Source organism: Methylobacterium sp. Leaf99 (assembly GCF_001422375.1).
GTDB lineage: Bacteria > Pseudomonadota > Alphaproteobacteria > Rhizobiales > Beijerinckiaceae > Methylobacterium.
Genome location: NZ_LMMU01000001.1, coordinates 378,159 through 394,605, shown reverse-complemented (window position 1 = coordinate 394,605; position 16,447 = coordinate 378,159). Strand labels below are relative to the sequence as shown.

The window sequence follows — 16,447 nt, the reverse complement described above, 5'->3', positions numbered from 1 at the left end:
ATAAGGAACCGCAAAGATGCCCCGGTCGAAGGATGCCCAAGTCGACTGACATCCCGCGTCGTTCGTGTTCATGGCCGCCCCAGCGCGCTTGAGCGTGGCCGGTGTTTGCGCAAGATGGCGCACCCGCCTCCGGACGACCGTGGAATCGCGCCCATGTCCAACACCCCACGCCCGCCTTCCGGTCCGACAGGGGACACGGCCACCGAGGGGACCCTGTCGCGCCTCGGCATCCGCTTCACCGCCTGGGCGGAGAAGTGGTTTCCCGACGCGTTCGTGTTCGTCGCCATCGCGGTGGTGATCGTGGCCCTCGGTGCGCTCGCCAACGGCGCCCCGCCGGCAGCCATCGCCAAGAGCTTCGGCGACGGCTTCTGGAGCCTGATCCCGTTCACCATGCAGATGGCCTTCGTCACCATCGGCGGTTACGTCGTCGCCACCGCCCCCCCGGTGCAGGCCCTCATCGACCGTCTCGCGGCGATCCCGAAGAGCGGGCGCGGCGCCGTTGGCCTGGTGGCGGCGGCCACCATGCTGTCGTCGTTCCTGAGCTGGGGGCTGAGCCTGATCTTCGGCGGTCTGCTGGCTCGGGCGCTCGCGCGCCGCACGGACCTCAAGATGGATTACCGCGCCGCCGGCGCCGCCGCCTATCTCGGCCTTGGCGCCACCTGGGCCATGGGCCTCAGCTCCTCGGCGGCCCAGCTCCAGGCCAATCCGGCGAGCCTGCCCAAGAACCTGCTGGCCATCACCGGCGTGATCCCGTTCAGCGAGACGATCTTCCTGTGGCAGTCGATGCTGATCGCCGTGATCCTGTTCGTGATCTCGATCATCATCGCCTACGTCTCGGCGCCCGGTCCGGCCAACGCCGTCACGGCCGAATCCATGGGCGTCGACGTCTCGCGCGAAAAGCCCGACACCGCGCGCCCGAGCCAGCCGAGCGAGTGGCTCGAGCATTCGCCGATCCTGACCCTGCTCCTCGCCGTGCTGGCGGTGGGCTGGCTCGTGCAGGAATTCGCCCGGCAATCCTGGATCACCGCGATCTCGAGCCTCAACACCTACAACTTCCTGTTCCTCACCCTCGGCCTGCTCCTGCACTGGCGCCCGAAGAACTTCCTCAGGTCCGTGGGCAAGGCCGTGCCGGCCACCGCCGCCGTGCTGATCCAGTTCCCGTTCTACGCCGCCATCTCCGCCATGCTGACGGGACCGAAGAACGGCGCCGGCACCTCCGTCTCCGACGTGATCACCCACGCCTTCGTCAGCCTCAACACCACGGGCAGCTTCCCCATCTCCATGGGCGTCTATTCGGCGGTGCTCGGTTTCTTCGTGCCGTCCGGCGGCGGCAAGTGGCTGCTGGAAGCGCCCTACGTGATGCAGGCGGCCAACGAGCTGCAGGTCCATCTCGGCTGGGCGGTGATGGTCTACAACGCGGCGGAGGCCCTGCCGAACCTCATCAACCCGTTCTGGATGCTGCCGCTGCTGGGCATCCTCGGCCTCAAGGCCCGCGACATCGTCGGCTTCAGCTTCCTGCAGCTCATCATCCACCTGCCGGTGGTGCTGTTCCTGCTCTGGGCGCTCGCCTTCACCCTGACCTATCATCCCCCCGTGATGCCGTAGGGCGCACCGTGTCCGCGCCCGACCGCATGCCGGAAATCCCGGCCGACCGGCTGACCGACGCCCAGAAGGCGGCGTCGGCCGCCTTCCGCGCCGCGCGCAAGGGGCCGGTCTTCGGGCCGTTCGTGCCGTTGCTCCGCAGCCCGGACCTGATGACCAACGCCAGCACCATGGGGCTGCACCTGCGCTACCGCAGCGTGCTGCCCCTGCACCTGTCCGAGCTCATCATCCTGATCACGGCGCGGGAATGGACGCAGCAGCTGGAGTGGCACATCCATGCGCCCATCGCCGTGGAGGCCGGTCTGGCGGCGGACATCGTCGCGGCGATCCGCGACGGACGGCGGCCCGACGCCATGGGGGCGGATGAAGCCCTGGTCTACGCCTTCGCGACGGAGCTTCACCGCAACAGGTCCGTGAGCGACGTGACCTACGCGCGGGTCGTGGAGACGTTCGGAGAGCAGGGTGCCATCGAGATGGCCGGGATCAACGGCTACTACACGCTGCTCGCCATGAGCATGAACGTGGCTCGGACGGCCCTGCCGGAGGGGGCCGAGCCGCAATTGCCGCCGTTGGTCGGATAGGTCTCGATGTCCTATCGTCCCTGCTGGCCGGCGGCACGGTTCGACGTCGGAACCGGATTGCGCGCCTGACGACGGCCCGCGGCCTCGTGCAGGCGGACGGCGACATATCCCATCACGACGACGATGGCGGGCGTGACGACGAATGCGAGAATGGCCAGCTCGTTCATGGCGTGAGCTCCTTCAGCGTGCGCCTCGCCAGAAGATGTAGGATGGTCGCAGCGGTAAGCCAACCGCCAATCCCCAGCATCAGGGAAAGCGGTTTCAGCGTCACCTGCAGATTGCTGACATTGTAGATGTAGCCGGCCACGGGCGTCGCGATCCCGACGGTGAAGCAGGATGTCGCCGCCGTGTTGAGCGCGGTCGCGAGGAGTTTGGTCTGTTCGTTGAAGACGATGCTCATCGGGTCGGTCGTAGCTGGGGCACGCGCCGGTTCTCCTACCGGACCCGGACCGGAACGAACGCCGCCACGGCCGCCAGCAACCATCCGCCCATCAGCGCGAAACCACCGGTCGGGGCCGCCATGGGGAACAGCGGCGTGCCGTGGAGCGCCCGCAGGGCGAGGTCGCCGGAGAACAGGACGAGGCCCAGCACGAGGGCGGCGGCGGCCAGCCGCGTGACGAGGCGGTGCGTCGTGCCCGTGGCGGCCAGGGCCACCAGTCCGAGGATGGCGGGGGCGTGGAACAGCAGGAACTGCGCGGCCGTCTTCAGGCTGTCGGCCCCGGCGATGTGGGCCGCCGCCGCGCTCGCCGCGACGCCCAGCAGCCCGGCAAGGGCCCCCAGTGCCAGGAGGATGCGGTCGGGCAGGGTCATGCGCCGCGCTCGGCGAGCAGCCGGGCGACGCTGGCGCGCAGTTCCGGCACGCCGCGGTCGTCGCGGCTCGAGGTGATCAGGATCTCCGGATAGGCGGCCGGGCGCTTCGACAGGGCCTCGCGGGTCTTCTCGATGCGGGCCTCGACCTCGGATTTCTTCAGGGCGTCGCCCTTGGTCAGCACCACCTGATAGCTCACGGCGGCCTTGTCGAGGCCGTCGAGGACATCGGTGTCGATGCTCTTCAGGCCGTGGCGCGAATCGATGAGCATGAACACCCGGGCGAGGTTGGCGCGACCCTTGAGGTAGTCGTGGATGAGGTCGGTCCAGGCCTCGACCTTGGTCTTCTCCACCGCCGCGTAGCCGTAGCCCGGCATGTCGACGAGGGTCAGGCGCCCGCCGATGTCGAAGAAGTTGAGCTGCTGGGTGCGGCCGGGCGTGTGCGAGGTCCGCGCCAGGGTGTTGCGGCCGGTGAGCGCGTTGACGAGGCTCGACTTGCCGACGTTGGAGCGGCCCGCGAAGGCGATCTCGACACCCTTCATGGGCGGCAGGGCGACGACCGTGGGGGCCGAGGACAGGAAGTCGGCGGCCCCCGCGAACAGCAGGCGGCCGGACTCCAGGAGTGCGGCGTCTTCGGCTTGGGTGTCGGCTTGGGACATGGCGTGGGACCGTTCGGAAGCGGGCGTATCCGCCATCAACCAGCCGACACGCGAGAAACAGGACGGTCCTCCCCGTCGCTGAGACGGGAAGGACCGGTGTGGTGCGGGTGCAGCGCCGTGCCGCCGATCGCGGGACGGCGGCACGCCCAGAAGATCAGTTCTTGTCAAAAAGATCAGTTCTTGGCGACCGCGTTCTTGTCGGTGGGCTTCTTCTTGAACATCCCCGAGATGTTGTCCCACAACTCCACCTTCACGCCATTGCGGCGCATGATGACGTATTGCTGGATCACCGAGAGAGTGTTGTTCCAGGCCCAGTAGATCACCAGGCCGGCCGGGAACGAGCCGAGCATGAAGGTGAACACGATCGGCATGAAGGTGAAGATCTGCGCCTGGACCGGGTCCGGCGGCGCGGGGTTCATCTTCATCTGGATGAACATCGTGATGCCCATGATGATGGGCCAGATGCCGAGGTGGACGATGTCCGGGGCTGCGAAGGGCAGCAGGCCGAACAGGTTGAGGAAGCTCGTCGGATCGGGCGCGGCCAGATCCTGGATCCAGCCGAAGAACGGCGCGTGCCGCATCTCGATGGTGATGAACAGCACCTTGTAGAGGGCGAAGAACACCGGGATCTGGATCAGCACCGGCCAGCAGCCGGCGACCGGATTGATCTTCTCCTTCTTGTAGAGCTCCATCATCGCCTGCTGCTGCTTCAGCTTGTCGTCGCCGTAGCGCTCGCGGATGGAAGCCATTTCCGGCTGCACGGCCTTCATCTTGGCCATGGACTGGTAGGACTTGTTGGCGATGGGCAGGAACAGGAGCTTGAGGCACAGGGTCACGACCAGGATCGCGACGCCGAAATTGCCGAACAGGTGGAAGAAGAAGTCGAGCGCCCGGAACATCGGCTTGGTGATGAAGTGGAACCAGCCCCAGTCGATCATGAGATCGAACTTCTCGATGCCGAGGTCCTTCTGGTAGCCGTTGATGGTGTTGACTTCCTTGGCACCGGCGAAGAGCTGCTGCGTCGCGGTGGCCGTGGCGCCGGGATCGACGACGCGCACGCCGCCGAGCACGCTCGCCTGATAGACCTTCGTCGCCCCATCCGTGCGCTCGGTGAAGCTGCCGGTGTAGGGGGCGGCCTGGTCGGGGATCGCGGCGGCGGCCCAGTACTTGTCGGTGATGCCGACGAAGCCGCCGGTGACGCCGGCCCAGGACTTGCCCTTGGTGGCGACGTTGCCGAGCACGGGCTCCTTGGCGAGGTGGTCGTAGGTGTATTCCTGCAGGCCCTCGGCGCCGAGCACGCCGATCATGCCCTCGTGGAGCACGTAGTAGCCCTGCGTCGTCGGCTTGCCCCAGCGCGAGACCAGGCCATACGGGTACAGGCTCACGGCGGCCGCACCCTTGTTCTCGACCTCGTCGCGGACCGTGAACATGAACTTGTCGTCCACCGCGATGATGCGGCGGAACAGGAGGCCGGCCCCGTTGTCGAAGCTCAGGGTGACGGGCTTGCCCACCGACAGGGTGGTGGCGTCGGCGGTCCAGGCCGTGTCGCTGCCCGGCAGGGGACCGGCATTCTGGCCGACCCAGCCGAATTCGCCGTAATACGGATTGGCCGTCCCGGTCGGCGACAGCAGCACGATGCGCGGGCTCTTGTCGTCCACGGTCTCGTGGTAGTTCTTCAGCAGCACGTCGTCGATGCGCGCGCCCTTGAGGGCGATGGAGCCGGAGAGCGCCGGCGTGTCGATAGTCACGCGGGGCGAGCGGGCGATGACCGCCTCGCGGGGCTCGACGCCGCCCTGGGTGCCGCCGGCGGCGCCCGGCAGGGTGCCGGGCACGGGAGCGGCCGGGCCGCCCTCCTTCGGGCTGGCACTCGGGACGCCGTCGGGCGAGGTCGCGGCCTTGCCCTGGAGCGCCTGGGCCTGGAGCGTGGCCTGCCGCTGCTGCTCCACGCGAGGCGCGGCGATGAAGTAGTTCCAGCCGAGCAGGACCGCCAGCGACAGGGCGATCGCGACGATCATGTTCGTCTTGTCATTACCCATCGGTCGGTCCGTCGCATGCGTTGGGAATGGGGGAGGGCGCCGTGGCGCGGGCCGTCTGGGCCGCCTCGGGGCCAGAGGCCAATAGCGGCATCGCGCCCGATGCGCCAGACGTCCCCTTGCCACGACCGCGCCGCGAAGCCGGGCGGTCGGGGTCCGAAGATTCCTTGCGCGCCTGCGGCTTCGTCACGATGGGCACGGCACGGCGCAGGTCTTCGATCAGCGTCGCGAAGGGCGCCGACAGGGCCGGGCGTCGAGCGACAAGCACGATGTCGGCCGTCGGGTTCGGCAGGGCATCGGCCGCCGCAAGCACGACGGCGCGCAGGCGCCGCCGGATGCGGTTGCGCTCTGTGGCATGCCCGACGCGCTTGGTGATGGTGAAGCCGATTCGCAGGCTTTCTTGCGCGACGACCTGCGGCGAAGCCTTGGGCTCCGCGACGTCGCGCAACCGCCCTTGGGCGGAGAAGCGCTCCGTATGGAAACGCCGGCCTCCCGCCGCGGCCAGGAAGTCCTTGCGCTGGGTCAACCGTCCGATCGTCGACACGGCCGATCCGATCTCGCGGCCCGGGGCCGGGTCCATGCGGGACGCGCCGCGCGAAGGCGGCGCGATACCTTGATCTTAGGCCGACAGTTTCTTGCGGCCATGGGAGCGGCGGGCCGCGATCACCTTGCGGCCACCGGCGGTGGCCATACGGGCACGGAAGCCGTGACGACGCTTACGCACGAGCTTGCTGGGCTGATAGGTTCTCTTCACGGCGCGATCTCCGATGGCCGAGGATGGGTGCCGCAGGCTTCACCGCCAGTGCAGGCCCCGTCACGCGTCCAGAATGTGTCTGCAAGCGCGAACAGCGCCCAGAAGAGCGCCGCGTCGCGATGGCGCGGCTTATGGCGGATGGCCGGCGCGGAGTCAACGCGCGCGCTCCGTCCGAGGGGCATGAAACCGCCGGATCGGAGGCGCCCCGATTAAGGTTAACCACGGCTTAAGGGCGCGTCGGCCGGCCTGCGGCGTTAGCATTGCGCAACACACGGGGACGGCGCCGCCGATGTCCCAGTCCGGGACGACAGGCCGGCCGGTCGCCGCATGGGAGGCACGATGAACGGATTCGACGTCACATTCCGGGACGAGCGGGACTGGGTCAACTTCGGTGACACCTATGTCGGCTCGGACGCCTTCAAGACGCTGTTTCGCGAAGGCATGACCATGGTGGAGGAGGCGGCCGCCTATCTCGACGGCGAGGGCCGCGAGGAATCGCGCCTGATGTCGCGGGACGGCACCCTGAGCTACGCCAGCGAGACCATGCGGCTCACCACCCGCCTCATGCAGATCGCCTCCTGGCTCCTGGTACAGCGCGCCGTGGCCGAGGGGGAGCTGACCCCCAACGAGGCCCTGGAGGAGAAGACCCGTGTGCGCCTCGCCACGCCCGATCCGTTCAAGGCCGACGTGTTCGGCATCCTGCCGGCGCGCCTCCAGGACCTCATCGTGCGCTCGCGCCGGATGCATGCCCGCATCCTGCACCTCGACACCGTGATCACCGACGAGCGTCCGACGCCGGTGGCCGTCGCGAGCCCCGTGGCCGCCCAGCACAGCCGCCTGCTCGCCGCCTTCGGCACGGCGCATTGAACCCCTGATGCAAGCAGCCCCAGCCGATGCGGATCGGCCGGGGCGCTCGGTGGGTGGCGTCAGGCGACGCGGACCCGCCAGATCTCCTCGGCGTATTCCCGCATGGAGCGGTCGGAGGAGAACCACGCCATCCGGGCGGTGTTGAGGATCGCCGAGCGCCACCACGCCGCCGGATCGTTCCAGGCCGCGTCGACGGCGCGCTGGGCGCGCCAGTAATCGTCGAAGTCGACTGTGAGCAGGTAGCGGTCGTCGTGGACGAGGCTGTCGACGATGGGCCGGAACCGGGCGGGATCGTCGGGCGAGAACCCGCCCGTGCCGATGAGATCGAGGGCGGCGGCGAGGCGCGGCGAGGCGGCGATGGCGGCCTTGGCGTAACCCGGCTCGTTCATGCGAGCCTGCACCCCGGCGGCGTCGAGGCCGAAGATGAAGATGTTGTCCGCGCCGACATGGTCGCGGATCTCGATGTTGGCGCCATCGAGGGTGCCGATGGTCAGCGCCCCGTTGAGCGCCAGCTTCATGTTGCCCGTGCCCGAGGCCTCCATGCCGGCCGTGGAGATCTGCTCGGAGAGGTCGGCAGCCGGGATGATCGATTCGGCGAGACTCACCGAGTAGTTCGGCAGGAACACGACCTTGAGGCGTCCGGCCACATCGGGATCGTCGTTGACCACCCGGGCGACGTCGCTGGCGAGCTTGATGATGAGCTTGGCCTGGACGTAGCTCGGCGCGGCCTTGCCGCCGAAGATCTTGACCCGGGGCGTCCAGTCCCGGTGCGGCTCGGCCTTGATCGCCTGATAGAGCGCCACCGTCTCGATGACGTTCAGAAGCTGGCGCTTGTACTCGTGGATGCGCTTGATCTGCACGTCGAACAGGCTCGACGGATCGATGGCGATCCCCGTGCGCTCGGCCACCACCTTGGCCAGCGCCTCCTTGCGGGCGCGGCGCATGGCCCGGTAGCGGTCCTGGAAGGCGGGATCGGACGCGTGGTCGGCGAGGCCCGTCAGGAGTTCGGGATTGTCGAGGACGCCGTCCCCGACGGCCTCGACGGCGAGGCGGGTCAGCTCCGGATTGCAGTTGTGCAGCCAGCGGCGGAAGGTGATGCCGTTGGTCTTGTTGACGATCTTGTCCGTGTCGAGGGCGTGCAGATCCTTGAACACCGTCGAGCGCATGAGGTCCGTGTGCAGGGCCGAGACGCCGTTGACCCGGCGCACGCCGAGGAAGGCGAGGTGGCCCATGCGCACCCGTTTGCCGTTGGCTTCCTCGATGAGGGACACGGAGGCGAGCTGCGCCGCATCCGCCCGGCCGTGCCGGCCCTGCTCCTCGAGGTGCATCCAGTTGATGAGGTAGATGATCTGCATGTGGCGCGGCAGCACCCGCTCCATCAGCTCCACCGGCCACGTCTCCAGGGCCTCGGGCAGCAGGGTGTGGTTGGTGTAGCCGAGGGTGTTGGTGGTGACGTGCCAGGCATCCTCCCAGTTGAAGCCGTGATCCTCCAGCAGGAGGCGCATCAGCTCCGGCACGGCGATGGCCGGATGTGTGTCGTTGAGCTGGATCGCGGCGTGGTCGGGCAGGGTGCGGAGATCCCCGCGCTCGGCCACGTGCCGGCGCACGAGGTCCTGCAGGGAGGCGGAGGTGAAGAAGTATTCCTGGCGCAGGCGCAGTTCCTGGCCGGCATCGGAGGAATCGCTGGGGTAGAGCACCCGCGAGATCGCCTCGACCCGGGCGCGGTCCGCCACGGCCCCGACATGGTCGCCGCCGTTGAAGCGGGCGAGCTCGACGGGCGCCTCGGCCTCGGCCTTCCACAGGCGCAGGGTGTTCACGTGACGCCCGCGCCAGCCCACCACGGGCACGTCGTGGGCCACGGCCCGCACGGTCTCGGCCGGGTGCCAGTGGCGGCGGATGACGCCCTCGGACACCGACGACATGGTGACGTGGCCGCCGAACCCGACGGTGTAGGTCGCCTCCGGGCGCACGAACTCCCACGGGTTGCCCTCGGCGAGCCAGGTCTCGGGCGCCTCCTTCTGCCAGCCATCCTCCAGGAATTGCCGGAACAGGCCGTGATCGTAGCGGATGCCGTAGCCGATGGCCGGGATCGACAGGCTCGCCATGCTCTCCATGAAGCAGGCGGCCAGACGCCCGAGGCCGCCATTGCCCAGGGCCGCGTCGGGCTCGGCGCCCTCGACGGTGTCGAGGTCGATGCCGAGATCGCGCAGCGCCGCGCGGGTGGTCTCGACGAGGCCGAGATTGTTCATGGCGTCCGAGAGCAGGCGGCCGATGAGAAATTCGAGGGAGAGGTAGTAGACGCGCTTGTTCGGCACCGCCTCGCCGCTCGCCATGCAGGCATCGACGATGCGGTCGCGCAGGGCCAGGGCGGTGGCGGCGAACCAGTCGCGCTCGCGGGCGTTCTGCGGGCTCTTGCCGACGGCGTAGGCGAGCTTGGCCAGGATCGCTTCGCGCAGGTCGGCGACGGCATCGCCCGATCGGGACGCGACCGGCAGCGCGCGCGTCGCAGCGGCGGGCGTGCCGTGGACGGCGGCCGTCGCGGTCCGCTCCTCGGTGGCCTCGGATGCGATCAGCTTCTCATTCAACACGTGCAGGTCCCCCTCATGCCCATCGGCGCGCGGCCGGTCGCTTGAGCGCCTCGTCGCGGACAGCCCCGTGGGCGATGGTCCGAGACGTCGTGCCTGCCACCTTTTGCTTCGTGCGTGACGGATCTGCCGGACCTCTCGGTCCCGCGAGCCCCGTCCCGATCCGCGCGTCGGGCCGGACTTTCACGTCCGGCGGTCCGACATGCGTCGCATCCAATCCGCACGGGAATGAGACAGGGATAGGTTGAAGGTTCGGTGAATGCGGCGGAAACGCGCAGTCCGGCGCCACATTATCGGCAGCTTTCAGGGTCTTGTATGCAAGCGCTTGCCAGATGCATGCGAGATGCAGCATCATTGCATATAGAGCCATCCAGGGCACGGAGGCGGACCATGAGGGATTGGGCGACGCAGGGGGCCGCCCGCGCGGCACGGATCGCTGCCGGCGCGTCCTTCGCCCGCGGCAAGGTCGTGGCCCTGTCCGATCTCGCGCCCTTCCTCGAAGCGATCCTGCGCCCGGGCGACCGGGTCTGCCTCGAAGGCGACAACCAGAAGCAGGCCGATGTCCTCGCCGACGCCCTGGCGGAGGTCGACCCGGCGGTGATCCACGGCCTGCACATGGTGCAGTCGGGCATCGTCCTGCCGTCCCATCTCGACGTGTTCGAGAAGGGCATCGCGCGCCGGCTCGACTATTCGTATTCCGGTCCGCAGGCGGCGCGCATCGCCCGGATGCTCTATGGCGGGCAGATCGAGCTCGGCGCGGTCCACACCTACCTCGAACTGTTCGCCCGCTACTTCATCGACCTGACGCCGCAGGTGGCCCTCATCGCGGCGGTGAGCGCCGACCGCGACGGCAACCTCTACACCGGCCCCAACACCGAGGACACGCCCACCGTCGTCGAGGCCACGAGCTTCAAGGACGGTCTTGTGGTGGCGCAGGTGGACCGGATCGTCGACCGGGTGCCCCGCGTCGACATCCCCGGCGACCGGGTCCACTTCGTGGTGGAGGCGGGCAAGCCGTTCTACGTCGAGCCCCTGTTCACCCGCGATCCGGGCGCCATCACCGAGACCCAGATCCTCACGGCGATGCTGGCGATCAAGGGGCTCTACGCGCCCTACGGCATCCGCCGCCTCAACCACGGCATCGGCTTCAACACCGCCGCCATCGAATTGATGCTGCCGACCTACGGCGAAAAGCTCGGCCTGCGTGGGAAAGTCTGCACCCATTGGGCGCTCAACCCGCACCCGACCCTGATTCCCGCCATCGAGGCGGGCTGGGTCGAGCAGATCCACTGCTTCGGCTCCGAGGTCGGGATGGACGACTACATCGCCGCCCGGCCGGACATCTACTTCACGGGGGCGGACGGGTCGCTCCGCTCCAACCGCGCCTTCTGCCAGACGGCGGGGCTCTATGCCTGCGACCTGTTCATCGGCTCGACCCTGCAGATCGATCTCTCCGGCCACAGCTCGACGGTGACCACCAACCGCATCGCCGGGTTCGGCGGCGCGCCCAACATGGGGTCCGACCCGCGCGGCCGCCGCCATCCGAGCGAGCCCTGGCTCAAGGCGGGGGCCGAGGCCGATCCCGACACGCCGGCGCCCCTGCGCCGGGGCCGCAAGCTCGTGGTGCAGATCGGCGAGACCTTCGGCGACGGCAACGTGCCCCTGTTCGTGGAGCGCCTCGACGCCCTGGCGCTGGCCGAGAAGCTCGATCTGCCGCTGGCGCCCGTCATGGTCTACGGCGATGACGTCACCCACATCGTCACGGAAGAGGGCATCGCCAACCTGCTCCTGTGCCGGAACGCCGACGAGCGCGAGCAGGCGATCCGGGGGGTCGCCGGCTACACCGAGATCGGGCGGCGGCGCGATGCCGGCCTGGTCGCCCGCCTGCGCGAGCGCGGGGTGATCCGCCGGCCGGAAGACCTCGGCATCGATCCCCTCGACGCCGACCGCAGCCTGCTGGCCGCCCGCTCCATCAAGGATCTCGCGCTGGCGTCCGGCGGCCTCTACCGGCCGCCGAGCCAATTCCGCAACTGGTGACGGGAGAGCGTCTGATGGAACGTCTCAGTTACACCCTCGATGCGCCGATCCCGGCCGGTGGGACGAAGCCCCGGGCCATCGTGGGCGTCGTCGCGTCCGGCAACCTCGAAGTCCTGTTGGAGCGTGTGCTGGCCCCCGACCGCTGCACCGTCGAGATCGCCACGGCCGCCCACGGCTTCGGTGAGGTCTGGGCCGCCGTGGTGGCGGATTTCGTGGCGCGGCGCGGGGCGGGCGGCCTGCGCATCGCCATCAACGACGGCGGCGCCCGGCCCGACACCGTCGCCCTGCGCCTCGCACAGGGCGCGCGGCTCATCGCCGGAGACGCGCCATGAATCCCGCCATCGATCTCGTCTTCGAGCCCGAAGCCCTGAGCTGGTACGAGGCCAGCGCCCGCCAGCGCGTCGCCGCCCTGGTCGATCCCGGCAGCTTTCACGAGGCCGTGGGGGCCGAGGAACGGGCGACGAGCCCGCACCTCGCCCTGTTCGACCTGCCCGAGCAGTTCGACGACGGCATGATCGTCGGACGCGCGACCCTCGACGGCGCCCCGATCCTCGTCGCGGCCCAGGAGGGGCGCTTCATGGGCGGCGCCGTGGGGGAGGTCCACGGGGCCAAGCTCGTCGGCCTGCTCCGCGCCGCTCAGTCCCTCAGCCTGGACGTTCTGATCCTGTTCGACACCGGCGGCGTCCGCCTGCAGGAGGCCAATGCCGGCGAGACCGCCATCGCCGAGATCATGCGCGCCCTGGTCGACGCGCGCCGCGCCGGATCGCGCGTCGTCGGCCTCATCGGCGGGCGTTCGGGCTGCTACGGCGGCGGCGGACTCATCGCCGCCTGCTGCTCGGCCCTCGTCGTCACCGAGCAGGGGCGCATCAGCGTCACCGGCCCGGAGGTGATCGAGACCAACCGGGGCGTCGAGGAATTCGATGCCCGCGACCGCGCCCTGGTCTGGCGCACCATGGGTGGCAAGCACCGCTACCTCATGGGCGGCGCCGATGTTTTCGTGGATGACGGCCCCGGCGCGTTTCGCGACGCCGTGCGGGAGGTCCTCAAGGCACCCGGGCGCCTCGACCTCGACACCCTCGATGCCGAGCAGGCCCGACTGGAACGGCGCCTCGCCCGTTTCGGCGCGGCCACGGACGCCGTCGCGGTCTGGTCGGCCCTCGGGATCGCCGATGCGGCCGCCGTGCCGGGCCTGTCCACGCGCGCGTTCCGCGCCGTCGCCACCTGCCGGGAGAGTGCCGATGACGCTCGCTGAGATCCTGGCCGGGCTGTTCCGCGGCAGCCACGACGTCGCCGTCACCGACGGCCTCATCCTCGGCACTGGCCGCCGAACCGGTGGCGGCCTCGTCCATGTGCTCGGCATCGCCGAGGGCGCGCCGCTGGGCATCGACGGTGCCCTGATCCTGGCGGGACGGGTCCTCGCCATCGCCCGCTCGGGCGACGATGCGCCGATCCTGATGCCCATCGATTCGGCGAGCCAGCGCATGAGCCGGCGCGACGAGCTTTTGGGCCTCAACGAGTGCCTCGCCCATCTCGCCAAGGCGCTGATGCTCGCCGAGGCGGAGGGCCATCGGACCCTCGGTCTGCTCTACGGCCGCAGTGCCGCCGGCGCCTTCATCGCGACGGCCCTGGCCACCGGTCACCTCGTCGCCCTGCCGGGCGCCCATCCGGAGGTGATGGACCTGCCGTCCATGGCACGCGTCACCAAGCTGTCCCTCGACGTGCTCACCGAGAAGGCGCGGGCGACGGCGGTCTTCGCCCCGGGCCTCGACAATCTCGTCCGGACGGGGGCGATCCACGAGACCTGGGACCCGGAAAAATCCCTGGCCGAGCAGTGGGAGACCTGCCTCGCCGCGCCGCCGGCCTCGAGCGACCGGCGCGACCGCCTCGGGGCCGAGCGGGGCGGCCGGCCGTGCGCCGCCGCCATCGCCGAGCGGGTCGCGGCGCGCATCGCCGACCATGCCTGAGGCGCTTGCGCGCCACGCCATGGTCCGCATCACGCCGGCATCCTGGCGCACCTGCCTCGCCGGGAGGGCGGACCTCGACGGCCTGCCCTACGTCGCCAGTTGGGCGGAGCGTGGCTGGCCCCTGGTGGCGCGTCGCTCAGCCGTTGGAGAGACCGGCCATGCCCTCGGCCTGCCCCTGCCGCCGGCCCTCGGCAAGCGCCGGCTGTCGTTCGTCCTCGACCCGGCCGCGATCCTGTCCGTCGCGCCCCCGCCGCGCCTCGCCGAGGTCGCGTCCCTGGTGCCGGCCGATTGGCAACCGACACTTGCCCGCCTCCTCGCCCTCGATCCCGAGACGCGGACCTTCGGCGGCCTCGCCTGGCAATACCTCACGGGCCTGACCTACCTGTCGCCGACCTCGGACATCGATCTCCTGTGGCGCCTCGACGGATCGGCCGAAACGCTCCTCGCCGGTCTCGCGGACATCGCCCGCGACGCCCCCATGCGGATCGACGGCGAGTGCCTCGGGGCCGGGGGGCGGGCCGTCCAGTGGCGCGAACTGGCCGAGGGCACGTCCGAGATCCTGGCGAAGGATGCGCACGGCGTGACCCTCGTCGCCCGCTCCGATTTCCTCAGCGGTGCGGGATGCTGAGGGCCGCCCGCGTCCATCTTGCCGCCCTCGCGCCCGGAAGCCTCCCGGCGGAGGCCATCGCCGCACGGGCCGTGGCCTGCCTCCGCCGCGAGGTCGCCACCCATCCCAAGCCCGGCCTCGTCAGCCACGTCGATTCGGGCGCTCATGCCGACATGGACGCGGCCCTGCTGAACCGCAGCGCCGACACCCTGGAACCGTACTTCGCCGACCTCGCCGAGGCCGGTGGGCGCGGCGCCGGAATGGACACCCTACGGGCCATCGGCATCGCGGCCGAGGCGGCCATGCTGGCGTCCACCGGCGGCGTGAACACCCATCGCGGCGCGATCTTCGGCCTCGGCCTCCTGGCCGCCGCCGCCGGGTTCCGCACCGCCGGATTCCGTGACACCCACGGCGGATCCCGGTCCCTCGGGCGCCTCGTCGCCGACCTGTGGGGACCCGCCATCGCGGCCGGTCCGATTCCTCTGCACAGCCACGGCGCCGCCGCCGCGCGGCGCTACGGAGCCGGCGGTGCGCGGCTGGAGGCGATGCGGGGGTTTCCGACCCTCTACGGCCTCGCGCTCCCGGCCCTGTCTGCCGCCGAGGCCCTGCGGCCAGACCATCCGGAAGCCGTGCGAGTGCAGCTCTGCCTCGCCCTCATCGCCGGCGTGGAGGACACCAACCTGCTGCATCGCGGCGGTCCGGCCGGCCTCGCCTTCGCGCAGGGCGCCGCGCGCGCGTTTCTCGACGACGGCGGCATCGGCCACCCCGATTGGCGAGCCCGCGCGCAGGCGCTTCACGCCGCCTTCGTGGCGCGCAACCTCAGCCCCGGCGGCTGCGCCGACCTGCTCGCCATGACCCTGTTCCTCGCCGAGGTTGGCCCGTGACCCTGGCCCTGCTGTGTTCCGGCCAGGGGCTGCAAGCGCCCGATCTGTTCGCCCTGACGGCGGACGCCCCCGCCGCCGCGCCGATCTTCGCCGCCGCCGCCGAACACCTCGGCCGCGACCTGCGCCGCCTCGTGGCCGAGGTCGACCCGGACGTCCTCTACGCCAACCGGACCGGGCAGATCCTGTGCGTCACCGCCGCCCTCGCTCTCGCGGCTTGCCTCGCCGACATCCTCCCCCGGCGCCGCGTCGTCGCGGGCTACAGCGTCGGCGAGATGGCGGCCTGGGGCATTGCCGGCATCTGGACACCGGTACAGGCCCTCGGCCTCACGGCGGCCCGGGCCGAGGCCATGGACGCCGCGAGCCGCCCCGGGCAGGGACTCGCCGCCATTCGGGGTTTATCGCGGGCAGCCCTCGATCCCCTCGTCGCCCGCCACGCCTGCGCCGTCGCCATCCGCAACCCGGCCAACCTGTTCGTGGTCGGGGGCAGGGGGGACGCCCTCGACGCCCTCTGCGCCGAGGCCTCCGAACGCGGCGCGCTCCGGGCGAGCCGCCTGGCCGTCGCGGTCGCCTCCCACACGCCCCTGCTCGAACCGGCCGTGCTGCCGTTCCGGGCGCGCCTCGACGCCGTGCCCGTGCGCCGGCCCACCGCCGGCCTGACGCTCCTGAATGGCACGGACGGCGCCCCGATCTTCGATGGGGCCGGCTTCCGCGGTGTCCTCGCCCGACAGGTCGCAACCTTCGTCGACTGGGCCGCCTGCCTCGACGCCGTGGTGGAGCGCGGCGCGGAGCGGGTGCTGGAGCTCGGCCCCGGCCATGCCCTGGCGGACATGATGCGGGCGCGGGCCCCCCATCTCACCGTTCGCTCGGCGGATGCCTTCCACACCCTGGCCGGCCTGCGTGCCTGGATCGCCGAAGCGTGATGATCGTTTCCCGGGCGCCCGTGCAGCGAGATCGGGCATCCCGCCTGGGTTGTGTCCTGAACCGGTCCTGAATTTCACATCCTGCGACCGTTTGCGCCGCACCAAAAGCAAGGAATCCGTAACCGAAATCGTGGCTTGGATTGTGCA

The 16,447-nt window shown here is 70.2% G+C and carries 18 protein-coding genes; 10 read left to right on the top strand and 8 right to left on the bottom strand.

Annotation, left to right across the window (positions count from 1 at the left end; genetic code table 11):
• Positions 1–153 precede the first annotated feature (153 nt).
• Both ASF28_RS01830 and ASF28_RS01825 read left to right on the top strand, forming a co-directional pair.
• Positions 154–1,605: a short-chain fatty acid transporter gene (locus tag ASF28_RS01830; protein ID WP_056086884.1), complete on the top strand. Its 1,452-nt coding sequence runs from the start codon at positions 154–156 to the stop codon at positions 1,603–1,605.
• 8 nt (positions 1,606–1,613) lie between these two features.
• Positions 1,614–2,183: a carboxymuconolactone decarboxylase family protein gene (locus ASF28_RS01825; protein WP_056086882.1), complete on the top strand. Its 570-nt coding sequence runs from the start codon at positions 1,614–1,616 to the stop codon at positions 2,181–2,183.
• An 11-nt stretch (positions 2,184–2,194) separates the two neighbouring features.
• Here ASF28_RS01825 and ASF28_RS22140 read toward each other — a convergent pair whose 3' ends face one another.
• From ASF28_RS22140 to rpmH, 7 genes are all read right to left on the bottom strand, one after another.
• A complete protein-coding gene (locus ASF28_RS22140; RefSeq protein WP_157085270.1) occupies positions 2,195–2,350 on the bottom strand; it encodes a hypothetical protein in 156 nt (51 codons plus the stop codon).
• The gene (locus ASF28_RS01820; RefSeq protein ID WP_056086880.1) at positions 2,347–2,583 is read right to left on the bottom strand and encodes a hypothetical protein; all 237 of its coding nucleotides are present in this window, start codon (positions 2,581–2,583) and stop codon (positions 2,347–2,349) included. The genes ASF28_RS22140 and ASF28_RS01820 overlap by 4 nt, the downstream gene beginning before the upstream one ends.
• A gap of 35 nt (positions 2,584–2,618) precedes the next feature.
• Positions 2,619–2,993, bottom strand: a complete 375-nt coding sequence (locus tag ASF28_RS01815) for a DUF423 domain-containing protein (protein ID WP_056086877.1) — start codon at positions 2,991–2,993, stop codon at positions 2,619–2,621.
• Positions 2,990–3,649, bottom strand: coding sequence for a ribosome biogenesis GTP-binding protein YihA/YsxC (yihA, locus tag ASF28_RS01810; RefSeq protein ID WP_056086874.1), 660 nt, complete (start codon positions 3,647–3,649; stop codon positions 2,990–2,992). Before yihA ends, ASF28_RS01815 begins: the two co-directional genes overlap by 4 nt.
• 173 nt (positions 3,650–3,822) lie before the next feature.
• Entirely contained in the window at positions 3,823–5,685 is a 1,863-nt protein-coding gene (yidC, locus tag ASF28_RS01805) for a membrane protein insertase YidC (protein ID WP_056086872.1), read from the bottom strand.
• Positions 5,678–6,262, bottom strand: a complete 585-nt coding sequence (rnpA, locus tag ASF28_RS01800; protein WP_443189704.1) for a ribonuclease P protein component — start codon at positions 6,260–6,262, stop codon at positions 5,678–5,680. The genes yidC and rnpA overlap by 8 nt, the downstream gene beginning before the upstream one ends.
• Before the next feature lie 39 nt (positions 6,263–6,301).
• Complete coding sequence (rpmH, locus tag ASF28_RS01795; protein ID WP_018045311.1) at positions 6,302–6,436, bottom strand: 50S ribosomal protein L34; 135 nt, start codon at positions 6,434–6,436, stop codon at positions 6,302–6,304.
• A 339-nt stretch (positions 6,437–6,775) separates the two neighbouring features.
• Between rpmH and rcdA the strand changes: the two genes are divergently transcribed.
• Complete coding sequence (gene rcdA / locus ASF28_RS01790) at positions 6,776–7,303, top strand: protease adaptor protein RcdA (protein ID WP_056086870.1); 528 nt, start codon at positions 6,776–6,778, stop codon at positions 7,301–7,303.
• 59 nt (positions 7,304–7,362) lie between these two features.
• Here rcdA and ASF28_RS01785 read toward each other — a convergent pair whose 3' ends face one another.
• Positions 7,363–9,798: a glycogen/starch/alpha-glucan phosphorylase gene (locus ASF28_RS01785; protein ID WP_244474950.1), complete on the bottom strand. Its 2,436-nt coding sequence runs from the start codon at positions 9,796–9,798 to the stop codon at positions 7,363–7,365.
• 480 nt (positions 9,799–10,278) lie between these two features.
• On the opposite strand from ASF28_RS01785, the gene mdcA reads away from it, so the two are divergent.
• The 7 genes from mdcA to ASF28_RS01750 are packed head-to-tail and all read left to right on the top strand — an operon-like array spanning position 10,279 to position 16,300.
• A complete protein-coding gene (gene mdcA / locus ASF28_RS01780; protein ID WP_056086865.1) occupies positions 10,279–11,925 on the top strand; it encodes a malonate decarboxylase subunit alpha in 1,647 nt (548 codons plus the stop codon).
• A 14-nt stretch (positions 11,926–11,939) separates the two neighbouring features.
• Positions 11,940–12,257: a malonate decarboxylase acyl carrier protein gene (gene mdcC / locus ASF28_RS01775; protein WP_056086863.1), complete on the top strand. Its 318-nt coding sequence runs from the start codon at positions 11,940–11,942 to the stop codon at positions 12,255–12,257.
• Complete coding sequence (locus tag ASF28_RS01770; protein ID WP_056086860.1) at positions 12,254–13,177, top strand: biotin-independent malonate decarboxylase subunit beta; 924 nt, start codon at positions 12,254–12,256, stop codon at positions 13,175–13,177. The genes mdcC and ASF28_RS01770 overlap by 4 nt, the downstream gene beginning before the upstream one ends.
• Complete coding sequence (locus ASF28_RS01765) at positions 13,164–13,889, top strand: biotin-independent malonate decarboxylase subunit gamma (protein WP_056086857.1); 726 nt, start codon at positions 13,164–13,166, stop codon at positions 13,887–13,889. Before ASF28_RS01770 ends, ASF28_RS01765 begins: the two co-directional genes overlap by 14 nt.
• Positions 13,882–14,517: a malonate decarboxylase holo-[acyl-carrier-protein] synthase gene (gene mdcG, locus ASF28_RS01760; RefSeq protein WP_056086853.1), complete on the top strand. Its 636-nt coding sequence runs from the start codon at positions 13,882–13,884 to the stop codon at positions 14,515–14,517. The genes ASF28_RS01765 and mdcG overlap by 8 nt, the downstream gene beginning before the upstream one ends.
• On the top strand, positions 14,511–15,380 hold the full coding sequence (gene mdcB / locus ASF28_RS01755; protein WP_056086850.1) for a triphosphoribosyl-dephospho-CoA synthase MdcB: 870 nt from the start codon (positions 14,511–14,513) through the stop codon (positions 15,378–15,380). Before mdcG ends, mdcB begins: the two co-directional genes overlap by 7 nt.
• On the top strand, positions 15,377–16,300 hold the full coding sequence (locus ASF28_RS01750) for an acyltransferase domain-containing protein (RefSeq protein WP_056086848.1): 924 nt from the start codon (positions 15,377–15,379) through the stop codon (positions 16,298–16,300). Before mdcB ends, ASF28_RS01750 begins: the two co-directional genes overlap by 4 nt.
• Positions 16,301–16,447 lie beyond the last annotated feature (147 nt).